Source organism: Speluncibacter jeojiensis (assembly GCF_029589495.1).
Taxonomy (GTDB): domain Bacteria; phylum Actinomycetota; class Actinomycetes; order Mycobacteriales; family Mycobacteriaceae; genus Speluncibacter; species Speluncibacter jeojiensis.
Genome location: NZ_JAAIVF010000004.1, coordinates 45,945 through 68,751 on the forward strand (window position 1 = coordinate 45,945; position 22,807 = coordinate 68,751).

The following is a 22,807-nucleotide window of genomic DNA, read 5'->3' on the forward strand; positions in this document are numbered from 1 at the left end:
AGCGAAGTCAGGGCCGTCGAATTCGCCTTCCGGCGCGGGTGGAACCACGGACCCAGGCTTTCACACCCGGGCCGCGTCGCGCCGCACTGCCGCCCGCCCGCCTCGTGTCGGGGTGAGCGGATGATCAGATCGTGTCGGAGTAGTCGGCCGGCTGTCCGGAACCGGACCCTTCGGCCGTGCCCGCCGCGGTCGGCACCGACTCGGAGCGCTCGACCGGCGCCGTCGGCCCGAGTGGCGACGCCTCGTCGTCTGACAGGTCGCCCCACTGCTGCGCCTGCGCGCGGGCCTTCCGCTTGTCGTGGACGCGGGCGATCTGGATGGCGGTCTCGAGCAGCACCGTCAACGCCAACGCCAACGCCAACATCGAGAACGGATCCTGGCCGGGGGTGGCGATCGCGGCGAACAGGAACATCGTGAAGACGAGGCCGCGGCGCCACTTCTTGAGCTTCTGATAGCTCACCACGCCGGCCATGTTGAGCATGACCACCAGCAGCGGCAGCTCGAAGCTCACGCCGAAGATCAACAGCAGGTGGATGAGGAAGGTGAAGTACTGATCGCCGGCCAGCGCGGTGATCTGGACGTTGTCGCCGATCGTGAGCAGGAAGTGCAGCGCCTTGGCGACGACGATGTAGGCGAGCACGGCACCCGCGAAGAACAACGTCGCCGCCGACACCACGAAGGTGACCGCGAACTTGCGTTCCTTCTTGTAAAGGCCCGGGGTGATGAATGCCCACAGCTGGTACAGCCACACCGGGCACGCGAGCACGACACCGGCGGTCAGCGCGACCTTGAACCGGAGCATGAACTGCTCGAACGGTCCGGTCGCGAGCAGCCGGCACTGCCCGTCCTGTCCGAGGTTCGCCCGCGCGGACTGCGGGATCTCACAGTACGGGTGACGCAGCAGCTCGCCGAGGCTCTCGAGACCGAAGATCTGGTGCGAATACCAAAAGAAGCCGATCGCGGTGGTGACGACGATCGCGACTGCAGAGATGAGCAGCCGCGTGCGCAACTCGTAGAGATGCTCGACGAGCGGCATCGTGCCGTCCGGGTTGACGCGCCGCTTACGCTTGCGCGGGTCCAGGGTGATTCGCACGGTCAGACTCTAACGACACGTCTGAACCGGCCGGGATGCCCTGCGGCAACCCCGGCACGGTTCACCCGCATCAGAGCGACTTCTGCTCGGGGGTCGCCTGCTGCTGGGCGTTCGGAGCCGCGGCGGGCGGCTGCGCCGCCGGGGCGTCGGACGCCGGGAGCTGCTGCGGTGCGGGCTCGGCGGCCTGCGCCTTCGGCGCCGCCGGTGCGTCGTCGTGAAGTTCCTTGATCTCGCTCTTGAAGATGCGCAGCGAGCGCCCGACACCGCGTGCCGCATTGGGCAGCCGGGACGAGCCGAATAGGACCACCACCACCAAGATGATGATCAGCCAGTGCGTGGGGCTCAGTGCACCCATGAGAAAACCTCCAAAGTCGCGACCACAACGATGCTACCGGACCGGGTTCCGGCAACATCAGGTGAAATCCGTCGCCTGTGTCGGTTGCACAGTCCGCCCGTGCGATCTCACACCCGCGGACTCCCGGGTTGCCGCGCGTCGACCGGGGCCTCAGGTGTAGAGATCCAGCGCCGCCCGAGCCCGGGCGCGCACGTCCTCGCGCAGCTCCGGCGGGTCCAACACCGTCGCCGCCCCGCCGAAGCCGAGGATCAGGCGCGCCATCCACTCCGTCGTGGCGTATCGCATCTGCACCTCTACCGATCCGTCCGGTTCCTCCCGGAGCACGTCCATCGGGTAGTAGTCCAGCACCCACAGCACGGACCGTGCCAGGTGCAGGCGCGCGACCGGCAAGCCGTCCTCGACGCCGAAGATGCCGCCCTGCAGCAGCGCCTCGGAAGCGGCCAGATCGGTCGCCTCCGGATGGGCGCGGGCCGGCTCGTCGAGTTCGGTGGCGTCCTCGATGCGGTCGAACCGGAACAGCCGCACCCCCTCCACCTTGCGGCACCACGCCTGCAGATAGCTTTGGTCCTCGACCAGCCGGATCCGGATCGGGTCGACCACCCGGTCGGTGATCGCATCGCGCGACGCGGAGAAGTACCGCAGCCGCAGCGCATGCCCCGCGGTGACGGCCGAGCGCACCGTGGTGAGCACGGGGTCCGCGTCCGCCACGGCCCCGCCCTCGAGGCCCCCGGCCGCGATCCCCGCGGCCTGCTCGATCTTCGCGATCGCGCTGCTGGCGGCGACCGGGTCGACGCTGCTGGGCTGGTCCACGAGGGCCCGCAGCGCCATGAGCAGCACGGTCGCCTCGGTGGAGGTCAGCCGCAACGGCCGGTCGATGCCGGCGGAGAACGTCACCGTGACGGTGTCCTCCTCCATGGCCAGGTCGATCAGGTCCCCACCGGCGTGGCCCGGCAGCCCGCACATCCACAGCAACGTGAGGTCCTTGGCCAGTTCGGCGGGCGTGATGCCGAGCTCGGCCGCCGCCTCCGTCTTGCTGATGCCCTCGTTCGTGATGAAGTACGGCACCAGATTGATCAGCCTGACCAGCCGATCCGTCAATCGTGCACTCACCTGTTCGCGTCCTCCCCGTTCACTGCTCCGCTACCGGCTGCCTCCTGCAGCCGCGCGACGACGTCGGCACGGAAATCCGGCGGCGCGAGCGCCACCGCATCCGCGCCGTACCCGACGACGATCCGTGCGGTCGCACCCCGCGAGTGCACCGGTATCTCCAGCTCCGTGCCCGCCCGGCCGGCCAGTTCCCGTTCCTCGACGATCGTGCCGACGCGGCGCAGTTCGTGGACGCGGTCCGCGGCGACCCACACCCGGACCGACTCGGTCGCCACCCCGCCGGACACCGCGTCGGCCACGATCTCCCGGGGATCGACACCCTCCGGTCGGTGGACCACGCCGGGCGGGCCGATCGGCGTGACCTCGCCGTGGATGCGCGAGAGCCGGAAGGTGCGCGGCGCGTCCCGGTCGCGGTCGTGACCGACCAGGTACCAGCGCCCGTGCAGGGTGACCACCGCCCACGGCTCGACCGTGCGGCGCGCGAACGGCGCGGTGCGTGAGGAGCGGTGGTCGAATTCGATGGCCTGTCCGGTGTCGATCGCGCCCAGCACCCCGGCCAACGCCGGCTCCGACCCCCGCGACCGCGGAGCGGCCGTCGCCACCGAGGTCAGCGCCTGATCCTCGTCGACCTGGATCCCGGCCGCCCGCAGTTTGAGCAGCGCCGTCTGCGCGGCCGCGGCGAACTCCGGTGACTCCCACAGGCGGGTCGCCACCGCGACCGCCGCCGCCTCGTCGTGGGTCAGCTCGATGTCGGGGAGTTCGTAGTCGGTCCGGTTGATGCGGTAGCCCTCGGTGGTGTCCGAGAACGCGGTCTTCCCGGTCTCCAACGGGATGCCCAGGTCGCGCAGCTCGTTCTTGTCCCGCTCGAACATCCGGCTGAACGCCTCGTAGGTCGGCGACTCCTTGTAACCGACCACGCTGGTCCGGATCTTCTCCGCCGGAACGAACTGCTTCGTCGACAGCAGGCAGATCACCAGATTGATCAGCCGCTCGGCTTTCGCTGTTGCCACGCCGAGCAGCCTATGATCCGGCGGCGCTCCCGCGCGCGCCGACACTCACATCGAGGCGATGAGCCGGTCCACCCGCTCGTCGACCGACAGGAACGGGTCCTTGCACAACACCGTGCGCTGAGCCTGGTCGTTGAGCTTGAGATGCACCCAGTCGACCGTGAAGTCACGTCCGGCCTCCTGCGCCGCTGCGATGAAGTCGCCGCGCAGCTTCGCGCGGGTCGTCTGCGGCGGCGTGTCGACCGCGGCGTCGACGCTCTCGTCGTCGGTGACGCGTTTGGCGAGGCCCTTGCGCTGGAGCAGGTCGAATACGCCGCGCCCGCGCTTGATGTCGTGATAGGCCAGGTCCAGCTGGGCGATCTTCGGGTCGGAGAGCTCCATGCCGTACTTGTCCTGGTACCGCTGGAACAGCTTGCGCTTGATGACCCAGTCGACCTCGGTGTCGACCTTGGAGAAGTCCTGCAACTCGACCGCGTCGAGCTGGCGGCCCCACAGGTCGACCACCTGGGCCAGTTCATGATTCGGCTCGCGGCCGCCGAGGTACTCGACCGCCTTCGCGTGGTACTCGCGCTGCATGTCGAGCGCGCTGGCCTGCCGGCCCCCGGCCAGCCGCACCGGACGGCGGCCGGTCATGTCGTGGCTGACCTCGCGGATCGCGCGGATCGGATTGTCCAGCGCGAAGTCCCGGAACGCCACGCCCGCCTCGATCATCTCGAGCATCAGCGAGGCGGTCCCGACCTTGAGCATCGTGGTGGTCTCGGACATGTTCGAGTCGCCGACGATCACGTGCAGCCGGCGATACTTCTCGGCATCGGCGTGCGGCTCGTCGCGGGTGTTGATGATCGGCCGCGACCGGGTCGTCGCCGAGGAGACGCCCTCCCAGATGTGCTCGGCGCGCTGGCTCAGGCAGAAGGTGGCCGACTTCGGCGTCTGCAGCACCTTGCCCGCACCACAGATCAGCTGGCGGGTCACCAGGAACGGCAGCAGCACATCGGAGATCTTCGAGAACTCCCCCGCCCGCACCACCAGATAGTTCTCGTGGCAGCCGTAGGAGTTGCCGGCCGAGTCCGTGTTGTTCTTGAACAGGTAGATGTCGCCGCCGATCCCCTCCTCGGCCAGCCGCGACTCAGCGTCGATCAGCAGATCCTCGAGCACCCGCTCCCCGGCATGGTCGTGCGCGACGAGCTGGCTCAGGTGGTCACACTCGGCCGTCGCATACTCCGGGTGCGATCCGACGTCCAGATACAGACGCGCGCCGTTGCGGAGGAACACGTTCGAGCTGCGCCCCCAGGACACGACCCGGCGGAACAGGTACCGCGCCACCTCGTCCGGGCTCAGCCTGCGATGCCCGTGAAAGGTGCAGGTGACCCCGAACTCCGTCTCGATCCCCATGATTCGTCGCTGCACACTTCCGACATTACAGCGGGATCGGCCCGGAGCGCGGCGATCGGCCGACAGCGCGGCGATCGGGTTCAGCTCTGCGGCGCTTCGCCTTCCGCCGCACCGTCGGTCGGCTCCGTGGCCCCGGTGTCGGCGGTCGCGTTGTCGGCGGCCTCCGCCCGGTCCGGCAGCAACTCGGCGAGCGCCGCGCGGCCGATGCGGCGGAACGCCCGACGCGGCCGGTTCCGGTCCAGGATCGCCACCTCGATCGATCCGACGTCGAGTACCCGCGCCGCCGAACCGGACTCGCTGGTGCCGTCCTCGAGCGCCTTCACCGCAACCGTGACCGCCTCCTCGAGGGGCAGTTCCGGGCGGTACGACTCGCGCAGCGCCTTCGTGATCGGCTCGGTCGCGCCGCCCATCACCACGAACGTCGACTCGTCGACGATCGAACCGTCGTAGGTGATCCGGTACAGCTGCGGGGACCCGGTCTTGCCGGGCGCCGCGACCTCGGCGACGCAGATCTCCACCTCGTATGGCTTCGGCTGCTCGGTGAAGATCGTCCCGAGCGTCTGCGCGTAGGCGTTGGCCAGCGAGCGTCCGGTGACGTCGCGCCGGTCGTAGGAATAGCCGCGCAGATCGGCCTGCATGATGCCGCCGCGGCGCAGGTTCTCGAACTCGTTGTACTTGCCGACCGCGGCGAAACCCAGCCGGTCGTACAGCTCGCTGACCTTGTGCAGCGCCTTCGACGGATTCTCCGCCACGAACAGCACACCGTCCGCGTAGGTCAGCACCACCACGCTGCGCCCGCGGGCGATGCCCTTGCGCGCCAGGTCCGAACGATCGCGCATGATCTGCTCGGCGGAGGCGTAATACGGCATCGTCATCGCCGGTCCCCTTCCCCGCCGCGCGCGGCGATGCGGTCGTCGATCACGGACTGCGCCAATTGCGCGGTCCGCTCCTCCGGAACCCGCCGGGCCCCCGCGGCGTCGATCGCCACCGCGGTCGGGAACAGTCCCCGGACCAGGTCCGGGCCGCCCGTGGCCGAGTCGTCGTCGGCGGCGTCGTACAGCGCCTCGATCACCATGCGCAGCGCTGCCTGTTCGTCGGCGCCCTCGCGGTAGGTCTTCTTCAGCGCCGACTTGGCGAACAGTGAACCTGAACCGACCGCGTAATAGCCGGCCCGCTCCTCGTAGCGGCCGCCGGCCACGTCATAGGAGACGATCCGGCCGGCCCGCGCGGGATCGTCGGTGTCGACGTCGAATCCGGCCAGCAGCGGGATCACCGCGAGTCCCTGCATCGCCGCGCCGAGGTTGCCGCGGACCATCGTGGCGAGGCGGTTGGCCTTGCCGTCGAAGGTCAGCGGGACCCCCTCGATCTTCTCGTAGTGCTCGAGTTCCACCGCGAACAGTCGCACGAGTTCGACCGCGACACCGGCGGTACCGGCGATGCCCACCGCCGAGTAGTCGTCGGTGACGAACACCTTCTCGATGTCGCGGCTCGCGATGATGTTGCCCATCGTCGCCCGCCGGTCACCCGCGAGCAGCACGCCGTCCGCATACGTCACCGCGACGATCGTGGTGCCGTGCGGTGCGAGATCGCGGGATGCGCCGAGTTCCACGACACCCTCACCCCGCTGCGCCCGGTGGCCGGGCAGCTGATCCGGGGCGTACAACCGCAGGTATTCGGTGAACGAGGACAGATCGGACCCGGTGTGGAGGACGGAATGCAGGCCGGGGACCGCGCCCCGACCGTCCGACCGAGGGTGCGATGAGCTCACTGGCCGCCCTTCTGCACGTAGGCGCGGACGAAGTCCTCGGCGTTCTCCTCGAGCACATCGTCGATCTCGTCCAGCAGATCGTCGGTCTCCTCGGCGAGCTTCTCGCGACGTTCCTGGCCGCCACCGGCACCACCGGGAGTGGCGTCGTCCTCGTCGCCGCCACCGGTGCGCTTGGTCTGCTCCTGCGCCATAGCAGCCTCCTGAAGTCGTGGTGCCCCGGGGCGATCACCCTGGGCGACACCGTTTCTGTCACCTCACCCTACCGACGAGAACCGTCACAGGGGGCGTGACGAGCACGCGTGTCTGCTTCGGGAAGCCTGCCTCAGGACGTCAGGGCCGCGACCAGATCGGCCGCCGAGTCGACCGACTCGAACAACCGCTCCACGTGATGCTTGCTGCCGCGCAGCGGCTCGAGGGTCGGGATGCGGACCAGCGAGTCGCCGCCGAGGTCGAAGATCACCGAATCCCAACTGGCCGCCGCGATGTCGGCGCCGAACCGGCGCAGGCATTCGCCGCGGAAGTATGCGCGGGTGTCGGTGGGCGGAGCCGACACCGCCGCCAGCACCTGCTCCTCGGTGACCAGGCGCTTCATCGATCCGCGGGCGACCAGCCGGTTGTAGATGCCCTTGTCGAGCCGCACATCCGAGTACTGCAGGTCCAGCAGGTGCAGCTTCGGCGCGCCCCACGCCAGCCCCTCGCGGGTGCGGTAGCCGTCGAGCAGCCTCAGCTTGGCGGGCCAGTCGAGCAGGTCGGAGCAGTCCATCGGGTCGCCCTCGAGCGCGTCGAGCACGGTCGTCCAGGTGGCGATCACGTCGTCTGCCCGGACATCGGTGTCGCCGATCCTCTCCCGGTGGCCGATGATCCGGCCCAGGTACTCACGCTGCAGCTCCAGCCCGGTCAGCCGACGCCCGCTGGTGAGCTCGACACGGGCTTGCAGGGTCGGGTCGTGGCTGATCTGGTGGACGGCCTGCACGGGGTTCGCCAACGCCAGGTCGGACAGGTCGATCCCCGCCTCGACGAGGTCGAGCACCAGCGCGGTGGTCCCCACCTTCAGGTAGGTGGACGTCTCGGCCAGGTTGGCGTCGCCGATGATCACGTGCAGTCGGCGGTACTTCTCGGCGTCCGCGTGCGGCTCGTCGCGGGTGTTGATGATGCCCCGTTTGAGGGTGGTCTCGAGCCCCACCTCGACCTCGATGTAGTCGGCCCGCTGCGACAACTGGAAGCCCGCGTCCTCCCCGGACTGGCCGATGCCCACCCGGCCCGACCCGCAGATCACCTGCCGCGACGCGAAGAACGGCGTGAGCCCGGTGACGACGTCGGCGAACGGCGTCTGCCGGTTCATCAGATAATTCTCGTGGGTGCCGTACGAGGCGCCCTTGCCGTCGACGTTGTTCTTGTACAGCTGCAGTTTCGGGTTGCCCGGCACCGACGAGGCGAAACGCCCCGCGGCCTCCATGACCCGCTCGCCTGCCTTGTCCCAGATGACCGCGTCGAGCGGGTCGGTGACCTCGGGTGCCGAGTACTCGGGGTGCGCATGGTCCACGTACAGCCGCGCGCCGTTGGTGAGGATCATGTTGGCGGCACCGATCTCGTCGGCGTCGATCACCGGTGCCGGGCCGCCGAGGCGTCCCAGGTCGAATCCGCGCGCGTCGCGCAACGGCGACTCGACCTCGTAGTCCCACCGGGTCCGCTTCGCCCGTGGCACACCGGCCGCCGCCGCGTAGGCCAGCACGGCCTGTGTGGACGTCAGGATCGGATTGGCGGTCCGGTCCTGCGGTGACGAGATCCCGTACTCCACCTCGATGCCCATGATCCGCTGCATTCCCCGAGCCTAGATGCTCACCCGGCCCGGGTGCCGATCACCGCGCGCAGACGCCGGTGCGAGCCGTGCCCGCCGGCGTGCCACGATGGTCGCCATGCGCTCGCCCGAGGACCCCGGTTCCGATCGACCAGATGCGGACCGGGCCGGGTCGGGTGGGTCCCCGGCCGACGAGGTGGTCGCCGTGTTCGACGCCGACGGCACGCCGACGGGCACCGCGCCGCGCTCCCGCGTCTACGCCGAGGGGCTGTGGCACGCCAGCGCCGGGGTGATGGTCCGGTCGGGCGACCTGCGGCGCGTCTACGTGCACCGGCGCACCGATACGAAGGCGGTGTTCCCCGGTTTGTACGACTGCCTGGCCGGCGGTGTGCTCGACCCCGGGGAACTGCCCGAGCAGGCCGCGGCCCGCGAGTTGGGCGAGGAACTGGGGGTCACCGGTGCGGCGTTGCGCCCGCTCGCCCGATGCTCGTGGGACGGAACCTGGGCGGGTATGGCGTTGCGCTGTCACCTGTTCGCGTTCGTCACCGAGTACGACGGCCCGATCGTGCACCAGGCCAGCGAGATCGCCGAGGGAGGCTGGTGGACCCGTGTGGACCTCGCCGCGCACCTCGCCGACGCGCAGTGGCCATTCGTGCCGGACACGCGGGCGCTGCTCGCGACACTGCCGCCCGGCGGTTGGTGAACCGGCGGGCGGCAGTGTCGGTGCCGATGCGCTCGTGCTGACTACAGGTACTGACCGGTGTTGGTCTCGGTGTCGATCGCCCGGCTGGCGCTGGCGTTCTTGCCGGTGACCAGCGTGCGGATGTAGACGATCCGCTCGCCCTTCTTGCCCGAGATCCGGGCCCAGTCGTCGGGGTTGGTGGTGTTCGGCAGGTCCTCGTTCTCGGAGAACTCGTCGACGATCGAGTCGAACAGGTGCTGCACGCGCAGACCGGACGATCCGGTCTCGAGAACCGCCTTGATCGCGTACTTCTTGGCCCGGTCCACGATGTTCTGGATCATCGCGCCGGAGTTGAAGTCCTTGAAGTACAGGACCTCCTTGTCGCCGTTGGCGTAGGTGACCTCGAGGAAGCGGTTCTCCTCGCTTTCGGCGTACATCCGGTCGACGACCCGGGTGATCATCGCCTGCACGCAGGCCGTGCGGTCGCCGTTGAACTCGTCGACGTCGTCCTGGTTCACCGGTAAGGCATCGGTCAGGTACTTCGAGAAGATGTCCTGCGCCGCCTCCGCGTCGGGACGCTCGATCTTGATCTTGACGTCCAGCCGGCCCGGCCGAAGGATCGCCGGATCGATCATGTCCTCACGGTTCGACGCACCGATGACGATGACGTTCTCGAGGCCCTCGACACCGTCGATCTCGCTGAGCAACTGCGGCACGACCGTCGTCTCCACGTCCGACGACACGCCCGATCCGCGGGTGCGGAAGATGGAGTCCATCTCGTCGAAGAACACGATCACCGGCGTGCCCTCGGACGCCTTCTCGCGGGCCCGCTGGAAGATCAGCCGGATGTGGCGTTCGGTCTCGCCGACGAACTTGTTGAGCAGTTCCGGGCCCTTGATGTTCAGGAAGTAGGACTTCGCGTCCTTGCTGTCCTGCCCGCGCGCCTCGGCGATCTTCTTGGCGAGCGAGTTGGCGACGGCCTTCGCGATCAGCGTCTTTCCGCATCCGGGCGGCCCGTAGAGCAGTACGCCCTTCGGCGGGCGCAGGGCGTACTGATGGAACAGGTCCTTGTGCAGGAACGGGAGCTCGACCGCGTCTCGGATCTGTTCGATCTGTCTGCCCAGGCCGCCGATGTCGTTGTAGCCGACGTCGGGCACCTCTTCGAGCACCAGATCCTCGACCTCGGCCTTCGGGATGCGCTCGAAGGCGTATCCGGCCTTGGTGTCGACCAGCAGCGAATCTCCGGCGCGCAGGCGGCGTTTGTCGCCGTCGGGCCGGTTCTCCACGTCGGTGAGGAACTCGGCCACCAGCGGGGCAGACAGACACACGATGCGCTCCTCGTCGGCATGCCCGACCACGAGTGCCCGCGTGCCGTCGTCGAGGACCTCGCGCAGCGTGCAGATCTCCCCCACGCTCTCGAAGTCGCCGGCTTCGACGATCGTCATGGCCTCGTTCAGCCGGACCGTCTGGCCGCGGTGCAGGCTCGCCGAGTCGACGTTGGGTGAGCAGGTCAGACGCATCTTCCGCCCGGAGGTGAACACGTCGACGGTCTGGTCGTCGTAGCCGCTGAGCATGACCCCGTAGCCGCTGGGCGGCTGGCCGAGGCGGTCGACCTCTTCGCGCAGCGCGAGCAACTGGTTGCGCGCGTCCTTGAGCGTGTCCATCAGCTTCGCATTGCGTATCGACAGCGAGTCGACCCGCGCTTCGAGATCTTGTACCTGACGCGGTGATTCGGCGAGCTGACGGCGCAGCGTCTCCGTCTCCGCTCGCAGGGCGGCCAACTGATCGGCACCGTGTTGTTCGACACCACTCCGGTCATCGGAGGGACGTTCTGGCCCGCTCATGTGCGACTCCTCCCGTTCCTTTGATTCAACGCTACCGGGATCGCCGACCAAATGGGATGTGACGCGCTATCGCTCGCAGGCGAGTTCACGACCGGACCGCGAACCGGAGTGGGGTACAGACGCCTCGAACGCCGCCAGCGTCGCCCGGCGGCCGATCTCCACTGCCCGGCGCAGCTGGGTCGCATCGCGGTCGTTGCGCAGCACCCGGGACGCCGAGTCGGGCGGGCGGATCTGCAGCACGCTCGGCGCGGACAGCGGGTTCGCGTCGTGCTCGGCGAAGAACCGCTCGTCCGCACACTCCCTCGCGAACCGGTCGGACCACACCTCCACAGTGCCGGGCGCCTTACGGGCGAGGTGCGCGCGCATGAATCGGCGCTGCAGCGGGCCGATCGGTTCGGGAACCTGGGTGGAGATCCGGGTGCGCAGCACCAGCACGTGGGTGGCGCCGTCGGCGACCGCGGTGTGCACGGGAACGGGCTGGCTGATCCCGGCGTCGAGGAATCTGCGCCCGCCCACGGGTACCGGTCGCCCCGACAGCAAGGGCATGCCGGCGCTCGCGCGCAACGCCCGCCGCAGGCTGTCCTGGTCAGCCAGATGCGCGTGCAGGTCCACCGACTCGCCGGTGTCGACACAGGTCGCCAGCGGGTGGAAACGCACCGGATGGGCCAGCACCGCAGCACAATCCAGCGGAACCAGGTCGTGGCAGACGGTGTCGACCAGGTACTCGTTGTCCACCACCGGACGTCCCCGCAACGGCGACCAGAAATTGGTGACCCGCCGGATCACCGCCGGGTCCCACCAGATCGACATACCCGCGGCGGCGTCCCGGGCGAGCAGCCAGACCCCGTTGAGCGCGCCGGCGGACGCGCCGTACACGTCGTCGAAACAGTCGGTCAGGCCCAGTTGTTCGAGCGCCAACACCATGCCGCCCGAGTACGCGCCGCGACCGCCGCCACCCTCGATCACCAGGGCCAGGCGGGCGTCGTCGGACCGGCCGTGCGGGCGGCTGCCCGAGGCCAGGCGCGCCGTGATCAACTCCCGCACCGGATGCGCGGTGGACGGGGCGACCCCGGTCGAGCGCGGGGTACGGACTGGGGAACCGGCAGACATCGCGGTCGATGCTATCCGGCCGCGATTGCCCTCCGACGCCGCCCCGCGCGTGTTAGCTTCGCCGCAGAGGATCGCTCGTCGTGACTTCGCAGGAAGGCCTCATCGTGAGCAATCGCAGATCCCTCGCCCGCAGCTCCGCCCTGGTCGCCACCCTCGCCGCCGTCGCGCTCGCGACCCCGGCCTGCGCCTCCTACGTCAATTCGGAGGCCCCGTCGCCGACCCCGGTCACCGGCGCGGTCAGTCCCGCGCCGCAGGACCTGCAGCAGACGTTGCAGACCGTCACCAACTCCGAGGCCTCGCTGTCCGACCGGGAAGCGGTGGTCGAGGGCGGTCCCGCGCTGGCACCGGCATTGGAGGCGATCGAGTCGGCTCAGCCCGGGTACGGCGCCATCACCTATCAGGTCACCAACGTGCACCGTGTCGGCGACACCGCGACCGCGACCGTCGTCGCGAACAGCCCCAAGGGCGTCGCGCCACTGCAGACCATGACCTGGCACGAGGTCGACGGGCACTGGCAACTCGACAACGCGGGGACCTGCCTGATCGCGAAGACCTTCGCGCAGTTCGTCTGCACCCCGGAGATGGCCGCCCCGAGCTGACCCGCCCGGCGGGCGTCAGCCCTTGCTGGGCCGGCGCTGCGGCTTCGGGGTGACGGTGCCCTCGGCGAGGCGCCGGGCGCTGACCAGAAAGGCCGTGTGCCCCTGCATGCGATGCTCGGGCCGCACCGCCAAGCCGACCACGTGCCAGTCCCGGACCATCGACTCCCACGAGCGCGGCTCGGTCCAGCACTCCTGCTCACGGAGCGCCTCCACCACCTTCGAGAGCTGGGTGACCGTCGCAACGTAGACGATCAGTACGCCGCCGGGGACCAGCGCCTTCGACACGGCCGGCAGCGCGTCCCACGGCGCCAGCATGTCCAGGATGACCCGGTCGACCTTGCCGCCGGCCGCCGCGGCGTCGAAGTCGGCCACGTCCCCGATCGTCAGGTCCCAGTTCTCCGGCTTCCCCCGGAAGAACGTCTCGACGTTGCGCACCGCGTGCTCGGCGTGGTCCTCGCGCACCTCGTAGGAGAGCACCGTGCCCGACGGGCCGACCGCACGCAGCAGCGAACACGTGAGGGCGCCCGATCCGGCACCGGCCTCGAGCACCCGCGCGCCGGGGAACACGTCGCCCTCGTGCACGATCTGTGCCGCATCCTTCGGGTAGATCACCTGCGCGCCGCGCGGCATCGACAGCACGTAGTCGGTCAGCAGCGGCCGCAGCGCCAGGTACGGGGTGCCGTTGGTGGAGGTCACCACCGTGCCCTCGTCGGTGCCGATCAGGTCGTCGTGCAGGATCCCGCCGCGGTGGGTGTGGAACTCCTTGCCGGGCTCGAGCACGACCGTGTACTTGCGGTTCTTCGCGTCGGTCAGCTGCACCCGATCGCCCACCCGGAAGGGTCCGACCGGTCGCTGGGGGTTCGTCGACTCGGTGACGTCGGACATGCGCTGATCTGCTCCTGATCGGTGGGACGAGCGGACCCGGTCACGTCGCCGGGGCCGCCGTACAGCCTGCCAGGTCGACCACTCGGGTCCGATGCGGACCCCGCGACAGCGCGCCCGCCGGGGACCGAAGCTGTCGGAGTCCGGGCCTACTGTCCGTATCGTGACCATCGAGCAGATCCCGCAGACGCCGGCTGCGTCCGGCGATGACGACCCGGCAGCCGCGACCGGCCGGCGCCGGCCGGCGCTGTCCCCGTCGCGCGCGGCCGACTTCAAGCGGTGTCCGCTGCTCTACCGCTACCGGGCGATCGACCGGCTTCCGGAGGCGCCGTCGGCCGCCCAGGCCAGGGGCATCCTGGTGCACGCCGCGCTGGAACAGATCTATGTGCTGCCCGCCGGGGAGCGCGACCGAGACCGGGCCCTGGACCTGCTCGAGCCGGCCTGGGCGCGGCTCGCCGTCGAGCGGCCCGAGCTCGCCGCGGCACAGCAGCTCGCGGACCTGCTGCCGGACGCCCGGCGGCTGCTCGAGCGGTACTTCACGATGGAGGACCCTGTCGAGGTGCAGCCGCAGTCGTGTGAGCTGCCGGTCGAGGTGGAACTGGACGGCGGACTCGTGCTGCGCGGCTTCGTCGACCGGGTCGACGTGTCCGAGGCGGGTGCGCTGACCGTGATCGACTACAAGACCGGCCGCTCCCCAGGTCCGTCCGGAGAGACCGAGGCGCTGTTCCAGCTGAAGTTCTATGCGCTCGTGCTGATGCACCTGCACGGCCGGGTGCCTGGCGAGTTGCGGCTGCTCTACCTCGGCGACGGGACGACACTGGCGTACGCGCCCGAGCGGGATGAGTTGGAGCGCTTCGAACGGATCCTCGCCTCACTGTGGGAGACCATTCGCGAGTCCGGGGCGACCGGCGAGTTCCCGCCGGCGCCCGGCCGCTGGTGCAACTGGTGCGACCACAAGGCGCGGTGTCCCGCGTTCGGCGGCCGGGCGCCCGCCTACCCTGGGTGGCCGGAGGGTGTCCCCTCCGCTCAGAAACCGCCGGACACGGAGTGAGGATCTCGACGATGGGCGACCCGCGACCGCTCGACCACGAACCGTTCTACCGCCCGCTGCCCGCGGACGAGGACGGAATCGAACGTTTCGCACCCTCGCCGTCGACGATCAGCCTGTGGGCAGAGACCATGCAGCACGGGTCCCCGCCGGCGGCGCTGCTGGTGCGCGCGCTCGAACGCTGCTGTCCCCGCGAGAACACCCGGCTGACCCGGGTATCGGTGGAGATCCTCGGGCCGGTCCCGTTGACGGAGATCCGGGTGCGCTCGTGGATCGAGCGTCCCGGGCGCAACATCGAACTGGTCGCCGCGGAGTTGCTGGCCCATCCCGGCGACGGCACCTTCCGCCCGGTTGCGTCCGCCCGGGGCTGGCGGATGGCGGCCGGGGACACCACCGCCGTCGAGAGCGCCTACGACCCGCCCATGCCCGCCGGCGACGGCACGGCGCGCGGATTCGACTGGGGCGTGTCCGGCGGCTATCTCGACGCTGTCGACTGGCACTGGGTGAGCACCCCCGGAACCGCCGAGCCGGGGCGCGCCTGGATCCGCACCCGCGCGGCGCTCGTCGCGGACGAACCGCTGTCCCAGATGCAGAACCTCTTCGCGGTCGTCGACGTCGCCAACGGGGTCGGCTCCAAACTCGACTTCCGCAAGTGGACGTTCCTCAACACCGACCTGACCGTGCACCTGCACCGCGTGCCGGTCGGCGACTGGATCGGGATCAGCGCCGAGACCTCCGTCGGCCCGGACGGGGTCGGCATGTGCGCGGGGATCCTCTACGACGAGTCGGGGCCGGTCGGCCGGTCGGCGCAGACCGTGCTGGTCCGGTCGCGCTGACCGGACCCGGTCCCCGCCCCCGGCACCGACGTCACATCCGGCAGGAACGGATGTCCGAGGCGAGGATCGCCCGGGCGCCGATCTCGGCGAGCGCGTCCATGATGGTGTTGACCTCGGTGCGGGCGACCATGGCGCGCACCGCGACCCACTCCGGATCGGCCAGCGGGGCCACCGTCGGCGACTCCAGCCCCGGGGTCACCGTGGTCGCCGCCTCGAGCAACTCGCGCGGGCAGTCGTAGTCGAGCATCAGGTACTGCTGGGCGAACACCACACCCTGGATCCGCGCGGTCAGCTGATTGCGGGCCTTGCGGTTGGCCTCGTCCGGCTCGTCCGCCGGATCCACGGTCTCCCGCTCGATCAGCACGCCCTCGGAGGCGCACAGCACGTCGCCGAACGCGGCGAGGTCGTGCTGGCGCAGGGTGCGGCCGGAGCCGACGACGTCGGCGATGGCGTCGGCGACGCCGAGCTGGATCGAGATCTCCACTGCACCGTCGAGTCGGATGATCGTCGCCTCGACGCCGCGCGCGGCGAGGTCCGCGCGCACCAGGTTCGGGTAGGAGGTGGCGATGCGCAGCCCGGCGAGGTCCTCGGCCTTCCACTCGCGGCCCTTCGGCCCGGCGTACCGGAAGTTGGACCGGCCGAAGCCCAGCGAGAGCCGCTCGCGCACCGGAGCACCCGAATCGAGCGCCAGGTCCCGGCCGGTGATGCCCAGGTCCAGCTCACCCGAGCCGACGTAGATGGCGATGTCCTTAGGACGCAGGAAGAAGAACTCGACCTGGTTGACCGGGTCGAGGACGGTCAGGTCCTTCGCGTCGGACCGGCGGCGGTAGCCGGCCTCGCTGAGGATTTCGGCGGCGGACTCGGAGAGCGAGCCCTTGTTCGGAACGGCGACACGCAACATGCGGATGGCTCCTGGAGATCTGTGGTGGGTCCGGGCGGCGGCAGCTACCTACAGATGTCGGTAGATGTCCTCCGGGGTCAGCCCACGCGAGACCATAAGCACCGCAGACCAATACATCAGCTGGGAGATCTCCCCGGCGAGCGCCTCGTCGCTCTCGTGCTCCGCGGCGATCCACACCTCGCCGGCCTCCTCGATCACCTTCTTGCCGATGTGATGCACGCCGGCATCGAGCGCCGCGACGGTGCCGCTGCCCTCGGGTCGGGTCGCAGCGCGGTCGGCCAGTTCGGCATACAGGGCGTCGAAGCTCTTCACGAGCACCGATTCTTTCATGCGGTGCCATCCCGCCGCGCGCCGGTCTGTGTCAGGCTCGGCGGGTGAGCCCGCGCACCCGAGATCAGTCGCGCCGACACCGACCTCGCCGCCGCTCTCTCTGGCTGCTGCCGGTGCCGACGGTGTTGTACTGCCTGGCGCCGGTGGTCGCCGACCGCATCGAACCGCGCATCTTCGGTGTCCCGTTCCTGATCTTCTGGATCGCCGCGGTCACCGTGCTCAGCCCGCTGATCATGTGGCTGATCGCGCGGCTGGACCCGCTGTACCGGTCGGGCGCCGAGGAGCCGGTCCCGGCGGACGAGCCGTGAGCGGGTCGGCGGCCGTCGCGACCGGGATCTTCGCGGCAGCAATGGTGCTCGTCCTCGTCGTCGGCACCCTGTCGGCACGCGGCCGCGCCGGCGGGCTGACCGAGTGGTCGCTGTCCGGGCGACGTCTGGGCATCGTGTTCGTCTGGCTGCTGATGGCCGGCGAGAGCTACACGAGCTTCTCGTTCCTGGGTACGGCCGGATGGTCGTACGCCTACGGGGTGCCGATCCTGTACCTGGTCGCCTATCTGACCGTCGGCCTCACGATCGCCTACGTGGTCGCGCCGATGATGTGGACCTACGCGTCGCGGCACCAGCTGGTCTCGATGGCCGACATCGCCGAACACCGGTTCTCCTCGCGGCGCATGGGTGTACTGGTCGCGCTGGTCGCCACGGTGTTCCTGGTGCCGTACATCCAGCTGCAGATCCAGGGCATGGGCGCGGTCGTCGGCGCGATGACCTACGGCGCGGTGGACGCGAAGGCCGCGGCGGTGATCGCGTTCCTGGTGGCCGAGGGGTTCATCCTGGTGTCGGGCCTGCGAGGGTCGGCCTGGGTGAGCGCGCTCAAGGACGTGCTCGTCATCGCCGTCGTGCTGTTCCTGGCGATCTACCTCCCCTGGCACTACTTCGACGGCATCGGCGGGTTGCTCGACCGGATGGTCGCCGAGCGGCCGCAGTGGCTGACCTTCCCGGGACACCACTCGGGTTCGCTGGGCGGCGCATGGTTCGTCTCGACCGTGCTGCTCAACGGCTTGACGCTCAGCGTCTTTCCCAACAACGTCTCCGCCTACCTCAGCGCGAAAGACCCGAACACGTTGCGGCGCAACTCGATTCTGCTGCCGTGGTATCAGCTGCTGCTGTTCATCCCGATGATGATCGGGGTGGCCGCGCTATTCGTGGTCCCCGCCCTGCGCGACTCCGACCTGGCGCTGTACACACTGGTCACCGATTCGCTGCCCGCCCCGGTGGTCGCGCTGATCGGTGTGGCGGGCGCACTGTCGGCGATCGTGCCGATGAGCGTGTTCATGCTGGCGCTGGGCACCATGTGGGGCCGGACGGTGCTCGGCGGCGGACTGACCGGCCGGCGCGCGTCGGACGCCCGTCAGAAGCGGCTCGCACAGCTGGTCTGCTTCCTCGTCGGCCTGGTCGCGCTCGTCGGCGCCCTGTTCGTGCCGGTGCTGCTGGTGCGGCTGTCGGTGCTGTCCTATGAGGGGTTCGCGCAACTGGTGCCGCCGGTGCTGCTGGCGCTGCTGTGGAAGTCGATGACGGTGCGCGGCGCGGTGTGCGGGCTGGCCGCCGGGCTCGCCGTGACGGTGTCGCTGGTGTGGTCCGGCAACGATCCGCTGTTCGGGGTCAACGCCGGACTGATCGCGTTGGGGGTCAACGTCGCCGTGAACGCGACCGTGTCCCGGTTCGATGCGCGCGGGCCGCGGCGACCCCGGGTCAGCGCGGCGACGCCGAGCGCCATGCCTCCGACAGCTCCGCGACCGTGATGCCCTCAAGCGACTCGCGGTGCACCCTTCCCGGGGCTCCGGGCACCGGAACCGCGCACGGCACCACCAGGGTCGGGCAGCCGGCGGCCCGCGCCGCGGCCGCGCCGGTCGGCGAGTCCTCGACCACCAGGCACCGCGCGGGCGCGACGCCCAGCAATCCGGCCGCCCTCAGGTAGGGATCGGGGGCGGGTTTGCCGGACGGCACCTCATCGCCGCACACCACCGCGGCGAAACGCTGCGCACCGAGCGTCGGGAGGGCGCGTTCGGTCAGGTGGCGCTCCGTGTTGGTGACCAGCGCCATCGGCACCCCCGCGGCGCCGAGCACGTCGAGCGTCTCGCGGGCGCCCGGTCGCCAAGGCAGACCCTCGGCGAACAGCTGTGCCGTGTGGTCGCGCAGCCAGCGGCCGGCCCGCAGGCGCTCGTCGTCGTCCGGCCGCAGGCCCAGGTCCTCGAACAGCAGGCCGATGCTCACCGCCATATTGCTGCCGACCATCGCGGCGCGCGTCGGCACGGACAGCACCCCACCGAGCTCGGCGGCGAGGTCGTCGAGCGCGACGTCCCAGATCTTCTCGGAGTCGAGCAGGGTGCCGTCCATGTCCCACAACACCGCATCCGGTCCCACCGCAGATGCGGTCGGGACCGGACGCGCGAGGGTCGTCTCGCTCACGTGTTGAAGTACTTCGCCTCGGGGTGGTGCAGCACGAACGCGTCCGTGGACTGCTCGGGATGCAGCTGCAGCTCCTCGGACAAGGTGACCCCGATGCGCTCGGGCTCGAGCAGCGCGATCATCTTGGCGCGGTCTTCGAGGTCGGGGCAGGCCCCGTAGCCGAACGCGAACCGCGCGCCCTGGTAGCCGAGCTTGAAGTACTCCTCGACGTTCGACGGATCGTGCGCGGCGACGGCGGATCCGTCCGCGACGACGAGTTCCTCGCGGATGCGGCGGTGCCAGTACTCGGCGAGCGCCTCGGTCAGCTGCACGCCGAGGCCGTGCACCTCGAGGTAGTCGCGATAGGAGTTCGCGGCGAACAGCTCGTTGGCGAAGTCCGCGATCGGCTTGCCCATCGTCACCAGCTGGAACGGCAGCACATCGACCTGGCCGGTCTCGCGGGCGCTTTCGCGCGAGCGGATGAAGTCGGCGATGCACAGGAACCGCCCGCGCTGCTGGCGCGGGAAGTCGAACCGATAGCGCACCGGCGCGTCCGGTGACGGCGCCTCGCCGAGGCCGGCCGGGCCCTCGAGCACGAACACCGAGTCGCCCTCGGAGACCGCCGGGAAGTACCCGTAGACGACCGCAGAGTGCGCCAGGATACCTTCGGAGGCAAGGCGATCGAGCCAGTAGCGCAGTCGCGGACGACCCTCGGTCTCGACCAGTTCCTCGTAGGTCGGGCCGTCGCCGCTGCGCTGGCCGCGCAGACCCCACTGGCCGAGGAACAGCGCTCGCTCGTCGAGTAGCCCCGCGTAGTCGCTCAGCGTGATGCCCTTGCTGATCCGGGTGCCCCAGAACGGCGGGGTCGGAATGGCGTTGTCGGCGGCCACATCCGAGCGTTCCGGCACGACCACCGGCGCCTCGTTGGCCCGGCGCGCCTCGGCGATCCGCTTGGACCGCGCGTGGCGTTCCTTGCGTTCGGCGATCTTCTGCCGCGCCGCGATCGCCTCGGGGCTGTTCGGGTCGGGACCCTCGCCGCGCTTGATCGCCATGATGGTGTCCATCAGGTGCAGACCCTCGAACGCGTCCCGGGCGTAGCTGACCTCACCGTCGTAGACCTCGGTCAGGTCGTTCTCGACGTACGCCCGGGTGAGCGCCGCGCCACCGAGCATCACCGGGAAGTCGCCGGAGACGCCACGCGAATTGAGCTCCTCGAGGTTCTCCTTCATCACGACCGTGGACTTGACCAGCAGCCCGGACATGCCGATGGCGTCGGCCTTCTTGTCGATGGCGGCCTCGAGGATTGTCGCGATCGGCTGCTTGATGCCGAGGTTGATCACCTCGTAACCGTTGTTGGACAGGATGATGTCGACGAGGTTCTTGCCGATGTCGTGCACGTCGCCCTTGACGGTGGCGAGCACGATGCGGCCCTTGCCGGCGGCGTCGGACGCCTCCATGTGCGGCTCCAGGTACGCCACCGCGGCCTTCATCACCTCGGCGGACTGCAGGACGAACGGCAGCTGCATCTGGCCGGAGCCGAACAGCTCACCGACGGTCTTCATGCCGGACAGCAAGGTGTCGTTGATGATCGACAGCGGGGGAACCGTCGTCATGGCCTCGTCGAGGTCGGCCTCGAGCCCCGCCCGCTCGCCGTCGACGATGCGCCGCTCGAGCCGCTCGAACAGCGGCAGCGCCGCCAGCTCCTGCGCGCGGGTCTCGCGCGCGGACGCCGCCGAGACGCCCTCGAACAGTTCCATCAGCTTCTGCAGCGGGTCGTAACCCTCGCGGCGACGGTCGTACACCAGGTCCAGCGCAACCTCGCGGTGCTCGTCGGGGATCCGCGCCATCGGCAGGATCTTCGACGCGTGCACGATCGCGGTGTCCAGGCCGGCCTGCACGCACTCGTGCAGGAACACCGAGTTGAGCACCTGCCGCGCAGCCGGGTTCAGGCCGAACGAGACGTTGGAGACGCCGAGCGTGAAGTGCACGTCCGGGTGGCGCTTCTTCAGTTCCCGGATCGCCTCGATGGTCTCGATGCCGTCGCGCCGGACCTCCTCCTGACCGGTGGAGATCGGGAACGTCAGCGCGTCGATGATCACGTCGGAGTCGGTCATGCCCCAGTTGCTCGTCAAGTCGGCGAGCAACCGCTCGGCGATGCGCACCTTGTGTTCCGCGGTGCGGGCCTGCCCCTCCTCGTCGATGGTCAGCGCGACGACGGCGGCGCCGTGCTCGACGACGTGCCGCATGATCTTCTGGAACCGCGAGTCGGGTCCGTCGCCGTCCTCGTAGTTCACCGAGTTGACCGCGCACCGGCCCCCCAGGTGCTCGAGTCCGGCGCGGATCACCTCCGGCTCCGTCGAGTCGATCATGATCGGCAGGGTGGACGCGGTCGCGAAACGGCTTGCCAGCTCCGACATGTCGGCGGCGCCGTCACGGCCGACGTAGTCGACGTTCAGGTCGAGCATGTGCGCGCCGTCGCGGGTCTGGTCCTTCGCGGTGTCCAGGCACTTCTGGTAATCGCCGGCAATCATCGCCTCGCGGAACGCCTTGGAGCCGTTGGAATTCGTCCGCTCACCGATCACGATGAACGACGCGTCCTGCTCGAACGGCAGCGCCGAGTACAGCGAGGACACGCCCGGCTCGGGCTTCGGGTTGCGCTGGGCGCGTTCGACCTTCGAGACCGCCTCGACGACGTGCCGGATGTGGTCGGGCGTGGTGCCGCAGCAGCCGCCGACCATCGACAGCCCGAACTCGCCGACGAAACCGGCCAGCGCCTCGCCCAATTCGGCCGGGCTGAGCGGGTATTCGGCTCCGTTGGCGCCCAGCACCGGCAGGCCCGCGTTCGGCATCACCGACACCGGCAGCAGCGAGTGCCGCGACAGGTGCCGCAAGTGCTCGCTCATCTCTGCCGGGCCGGTCGCGCAGTTCAGGCCGATCATGTCGATGCCGAGCGGTTCGAGCGCGGTCAACGCGGCGCCGATCTCGGTGCCCAGCAGCATCGTGCCGGTCGTCTCGACGGTGACGTGCGTGATGATCGGGATGCGGCGACCCGCGGTGTCCATGGCCCGCTGACTGCCGATGATCGCGGCCTTCGCCTGCAGCAGGTCCTGGCAGGTCTCGACGAGGATCGCGTCGGCTCCCCCGTCGAGCATGCCCAGCGCGGCCTCCGCGTAGGCGTCGCGCAGCACCGCGAAGGGCGCGTGGCCGAGCGTGGGGAGCTTGGTGCCCGGCCCCATCGAGCCGAACACGAACCGGCCGAGCCCGTCGCGGCCGGGCCCGGCCTCGTCGGCGACCTCACGGGCGATGCGGGTGCCGCGCTCGGCCAGATCCCTGATCCGGTCCGCGATGTCGTAGTCGGCCAGGTTCGGCAGGTTGCAGCCGAAGGTGTTGGTCTCGACGGCGTCGGCACCGACCTCGAAGTACGCGGCGTGGATGTTGCGGAGCACATCGGGCCTGGTCTCGTTGAGGATCTCGTTGCAGCCCTCGAGGCCGAGGAAGTCGTCGAGAGTCAGGTCCGCGGCCTGCAGCATGGTGCCCATCGCACCGTCCCCGATGACAACACGCTTCGAGAGCGCATCGAGCAGGGACGAGGTTTTGGCGGCAGACATGGC

The 22,807-nt window shown here is 69.7% G+C and carries 22 protein-coding genes; 6 read left to right on the top strand and 16 right to left on the bottom strand.

Annotated features, from left to right (window positions below; genetic code table 11):
• Nucleotides 1-124: 124 nt before the first annotated feature.
• The 9 genes from tatC to dop all read right to left on the bottom strand — a co-directional run bounded on the left by tatC (nucleotide 125) and on the right by dop (nucleotide 8,544).
• Nucleotides 125-1,093 (bottom strand): twin-arginine translocase subunit TatC, encoded by a 969-nt coding sequence (tatC, locus tag G4X40_RS13440; protein ID WP_277833180.1) that lies wholly within the window; start codon nucleotides 1,091-1,093, stop codon nucleotides 125-127.
• Nucleotides 1,094-1,163: 70 nt separating this feature from the next.
• Nucleotides 1,164-1,448 (bottom strand): Sec-independent protein translocase subunit TatA, encoded by a 285-nt coding sequence (gene tatA / locus G4X40_RS13445; protein WP_277833183.1) that lies wholly within the window; start codon nucleotides 1,446-1,448, stop codon nucleotides 1,164-1,166.
• A gap of 150 nt (nucleotides 1,449-1,598) precedes the next feature.
• On the bottom strand, nucleotides 1,599-2,558 hold the full coding sequence (locus G4X40_RS13450) for a helix-turn-helix transcriptional regulator (protein WP_277833185.1): 960 nt from the start codon (nucleotides 2,556-2,558) through the stop codon (nucleotides 1,599-1,601).
• The gene (locus G4X40_RS13455) at nucleotides 2,555-3,565 is read right to left on the bottom strand and encodes a helix-turn-helix transcriptional regulator (RefSeq protein WP_277833186.1); all 1,011 of its coding nucleotides are present in this window, start codon (nucleotides 3,563-3,565) and stop codon (nucleotides 2,555-2,557) included. Before G4X40_RS13455 ends, G4X40_RS13450 begins: the two co-directional genes overlap by 4 nt.
• A 45-nt stretch (nucleotides 3,566-3,610) precedes the next feature.
• Entirely contained in the window at nucleotides 3,611-4,969 is a 1,359-nt protein-coding gene (gene pafA, locus G4X40_RS13460; RefSeq protein WP_277833187.1) for a Pup--protein ligase, read from the bottom strand.
• Nucleotides 4,970-5,034: 65 nt separating this feature from the next.
• The gene (gene prcA / locus G4X40_RS13465; RefSeq protein ID WP_277833189.1) at nucleotides 5,035-5,829 is read right to left on the bottom strand and encodes a proteasome subunit alpha; all 795 of its coding nucleotides are present in this window, start codon (nucleotides 5,827-5,829) and stop codon (nucleotides 5,035-5,037) included.
• Entirely contained in the window at nucleotides 5,826-6,722 is an 897-nt protein-coding gene (gene prcB, locus G4X40_RS13470) for a proteasome subunit beta (protein WP_408642205.1), read from the bottom strand. Before prcB ends, prcA begins: the two co-directional genes overlap by 4 nt.
• A complete protein-coding gene (locus G4X40_RS13475; protein ID WP_277833190.1) occupies nucleotides 6,719-6,913 on the bottom strand; it encodes a ubiquitin-like protein Pup in 195 nt (64 codons plus the stop codon). The genes prcB and G4X40_RS13475 overlap by 4 nt, the downstream gene beginning before the upstream one ends.
• 131 nt (nucleotides 6,914-7,044) lie before the next feature.
• Complete coding sequence (gene dop / locus G4X40_RS13480; RefSeq protein WP_277833191.1) at nucleotides 7,045-8,544, bottom strand: depupylase/deamidase Dop; 1,500 nt, start codon at nucleotides 8,542-8,544, stop codon at nucleotides 7,045-7,047.
• A gap of 94 nt (nucleotides 8,545-8,638) precedes the next feature.
• On the opposite strand from dop, the gene G4X40_RS13485 reads away from it, so the two are divergent.
• Entirely contained in the window at nucleotides 8,639-9,223 is a 585-nt protein-coding gene (locus tag G4X40_RS13485; protein ID WP_277833207.1) for an NUDIX hydrolase, read from the top strand.
• Nucleotides 9,224-9,264: 41 nt separating this feature from the next.
• Here the strand turns inward: G4X40_RS13485 and arc are convergent, their stop codons facing one another.
• Nucleotides 9,265-11,046 carry a proteasome ATPase gene (gene arc, locus G4X40_RS13490; RefSeq protein ID WP_277833208.1) on the bottom strand — a complete coding sequence of 594 codons (1,782 nt, stop codon included), beginning with the start codon at nucleotides 11,044-11,046 and terminating at the stop codon, nucleotides 9,265-9,267.
• A gap of 66 nt (nucleotides 11,047-11,112) precedes the next feature.
• Nucleotides 11,113-12,156 (bottom strand): patatin-like phospholipase family protein, encoded by a 1,044-nt coding sequence (locus tag G4X40_RS13495; RefSeq protein WP_277833210.1) that lies wholly within the window; start codon nucleotides 12,154-12,156, stop codon nucleotides 11,113-11,115.
• A gap of 80 nt (nucleotides 12,157-12,236) precedes the next feature.
• Here G4X40_RS13495 and G4X40_RS13500 point away from each other — a divergent pair, with 80 nt between their 5' ends.
• Nucleotides 12,237-12,755, top strand: coding sequence for a nuclear transport factor 2 family protein (locus G4X40_RS13500; protein WP_277833211.1), 519 nt, complete (start codon nucleotides 12,237-12,239; stop codon nucleotides 12,753-12,755).
• Nucleotides 12,756-12,770: 15 nt separating this feature from the next.
• On the opposite strand, the gene G4X40_RS13505 is transcribed toward G4X40_RS13500, so the two are convergent.
• Nucleotides 12,771-13,640: a tRNA (adenine-N1)-methyltransferase gene (locus tag G4X40_RS13505; protein ID WP_277833212.1), complete on the bottom strand. Its 870-nt coding sequence runs from the start codon at nucleotides 13,638-13,640 to the stop codon at nucleotides 12,771-12,773.
• A gap of 160 nt (nucleotides 13,641-13,800) precedes the next feature.
• Between G4X40_RS13505 and G4X40_RS13510 the strand changes: the two genes are divergently transcribed.
• Entirely contained in the window at nucleotides 13,801-14,688 is an 888-nt protein-coding gene (locus G4X40_RS13510) for a RecB family exonuclease (protein ID WP_408642206.1), read from the top strand.
• A gap of 11 nt (nucleotides 14,689-14,699) precedes the next feature.
• Nucleotides 14,700-15,521, top strand: coding sequence for a thioesterase family protein (locus G4X40_RS13515; RefSeq protein ID WP_277833213.1), 822 nt, complete (start codon nucleotides 14,700-14,702; stop codon nucleotides 15,519-15,521).
• A gap of 31 nt (nucleotides 15,522-15,552) precedes the next feature.
• Here G4X40_RS13515 and hisG read toward each other — a convergent pair whose 3' ends face one another.
• Both hisG and G4X40_RS13525 read right to left on the bottom strand, forming a co-directional pair.
• A complete protein-coding gene (gene hisG / locus G4X40_RS13520; protein ID WP_277833215.1) occupies nucleotides 15,553-16,422 on the bottom strand; it encodes an ATP phosphoribosyltransferase in 870 nt (289 codons plus the stop codon).
• A gap of 48 nt (nucleotides 16,423-16,470) precedes the next feature.
• A complete protein-coding gene (locus tag G4X40_RS13525; RefSeq protein WP_277833216.1) occupies nucleotides 16,471-16,752 on the bottom strand; it encodes a phosphoribosyl-ATP diphosphatase in 282 nt (93 codons plus the stop codon).
• 113 nt (nucleotides 16,753-16,865) lie between these two features.
• Between G4X40_RS13525 and G4X40_RS13530 the strand changes: the two genes are divergently transcribed.
• The gene (locus tag G4X40_RS13530) at nucleotides 16,866-17,060 is read left to right on the top strand and encodes a DUF3311 domain-containing protein (protein WP_277833218.1); all 195 of its coding nucleotides are present in this window, start codon (nucleotides 16,866-16,868) and stop codon (nucleotides 17,058-17,060) included.
• Nucleotides 17,057-18,550 carry a sodium:solute symporter family protein gene (locus G4X40_RS13535; RefSeq protein WP_277833220.1) on the top strand — a complete coding sequence of 498 codons (1,494 nt, stop codon included), beginning with the start codon at nucleotides 17,057-17,059 and terminating at the stop codon, nucleotides 18,548-18,550. The genes G4X40_RS13530 and G4X40_RS13535 overlap by 4 nt, the downstream gene beginning before the upstream one ends.
• Here G4X40_RS13535 and G4X40_RS13540 read toward each other — a convergent pair.
• Together G4X40_RS13540 and metH are read right to left on the bottom strand one after the other, a co-directional pair.
• Nucleotides 18,501-19,217: an HAD family hydrolase gene (locus G4X40_RS13540; RefSeq protein ID WP_277833221.1), complete on the bottom strand. Its 717-nt coding sequence runs from the start codon at nucleotides 19,215-19,217 to the stop codon at nucleotides 18,501-18,503. The two genes, G4X40_RS13535 and G4X40_RS13540, sit on opposite strands and share 50 nt — an antisense overlap.
• Nucleotides 19,214-22,804, bottom strand: coding sequence for a methionine synthase (gene metH / locus G4X40_RS13545; RefSeq protein WP_277833222.1), 3,591 nt, complete (start codon nucleotides 22,802-22,804; stop codon nucleotides 19,214-19,216). The genes G4X40_RS13540 and metH overlap by 4 nt, the downstream gene beginning before the upstream one ends.
• Between the last annotated feature and the right edge of the window lie 3 nt (nucleotides 22,805-22,807).

Bases quoted from the DNA above. Each gene is read 5' to 3' on its own strand.
- tatA (WP_277833183.1), bottom strand. From the start codon at position 1,448: ATGGGTGCACTGAGCCCCACGCACTGGCTGATCATCATCTTGGTGGTG.
- prcA (WP_277833189.1), bottom strand. From the start codon at position 5,829: ATGACGATGCCGTATTACGCCTCCGCCGAGCAGATCATGCGCGATCGT.
- G4X40_RS13475 (WP_277833190.1), bottom strand. From the start codon at position 6,913: ATGGCGCAGGAGCAGACCAAGCGCACCGGTGGCGGCGACGAGGACGAC.
- dop (WP_277833191.1), bottom strand. From the start codon at position 8,544: ATGCAGCGGATCATGGGCATCGAGGTGGAGTACGGGATCTCGTCACCG.
- G4X40_RS13485 (WP_277833207.1), top strand. From the start codon at position 8,639: ATGCGCTCGCCCGAGGACCCCGGTTCCGATCGACCAGATGCGGACCGG.
- arc (WP_277833208.1), bottom strand. From the start codon at position 11,046: ATGAGCGGGCCAGAACGTCCCTCCGATGACCGGAGTGGTGTCGAACAA.
- G4X40_RS13495 (WP_277833210.1), bottom strand. From the start codon at position 12,156: ATGTCTGCCGGTTCCCCAGTCCGTACCCCGCGCTCGACCGGGGTCGCC.
- G4X40_RS13505 (WP_277833212.1), bottom strand. From the start codon at position 13,640: ATGTCCGACGTCACCGAGTCGACGAACCCCCAGCGACCGGTCGGACCC.
- G4X40_RS13515 (WP_277833213.1), top strand. From the start codon at position 14,700: ATGGGCGACCCGCGACCGCTCGACCACGAACCGTTCTACCGCCCGCTG.
- hisG (WP_277833215.1), bottom strand. From the start codon at position 16,422: ATGTTGCGTGTCGCCGTTCCGAACAAGGGCTCGCTCTCCGAGTCCGCC.
- G4X40_RS13525 (WP_277833216.1), bottom strand. From the start codon at position 16,752: ATGAAAGAATCGGTGCTCGTGAAGAGCTTCGACGCCCTGTATGCCGAA.
- metH (WP_277833222.1), bottom strand. From the start codon at position 22,804: ATGTCTGCCGCCAAAACCTCGTCCCTGCTCGATGCGCTCTCGAAGCGT.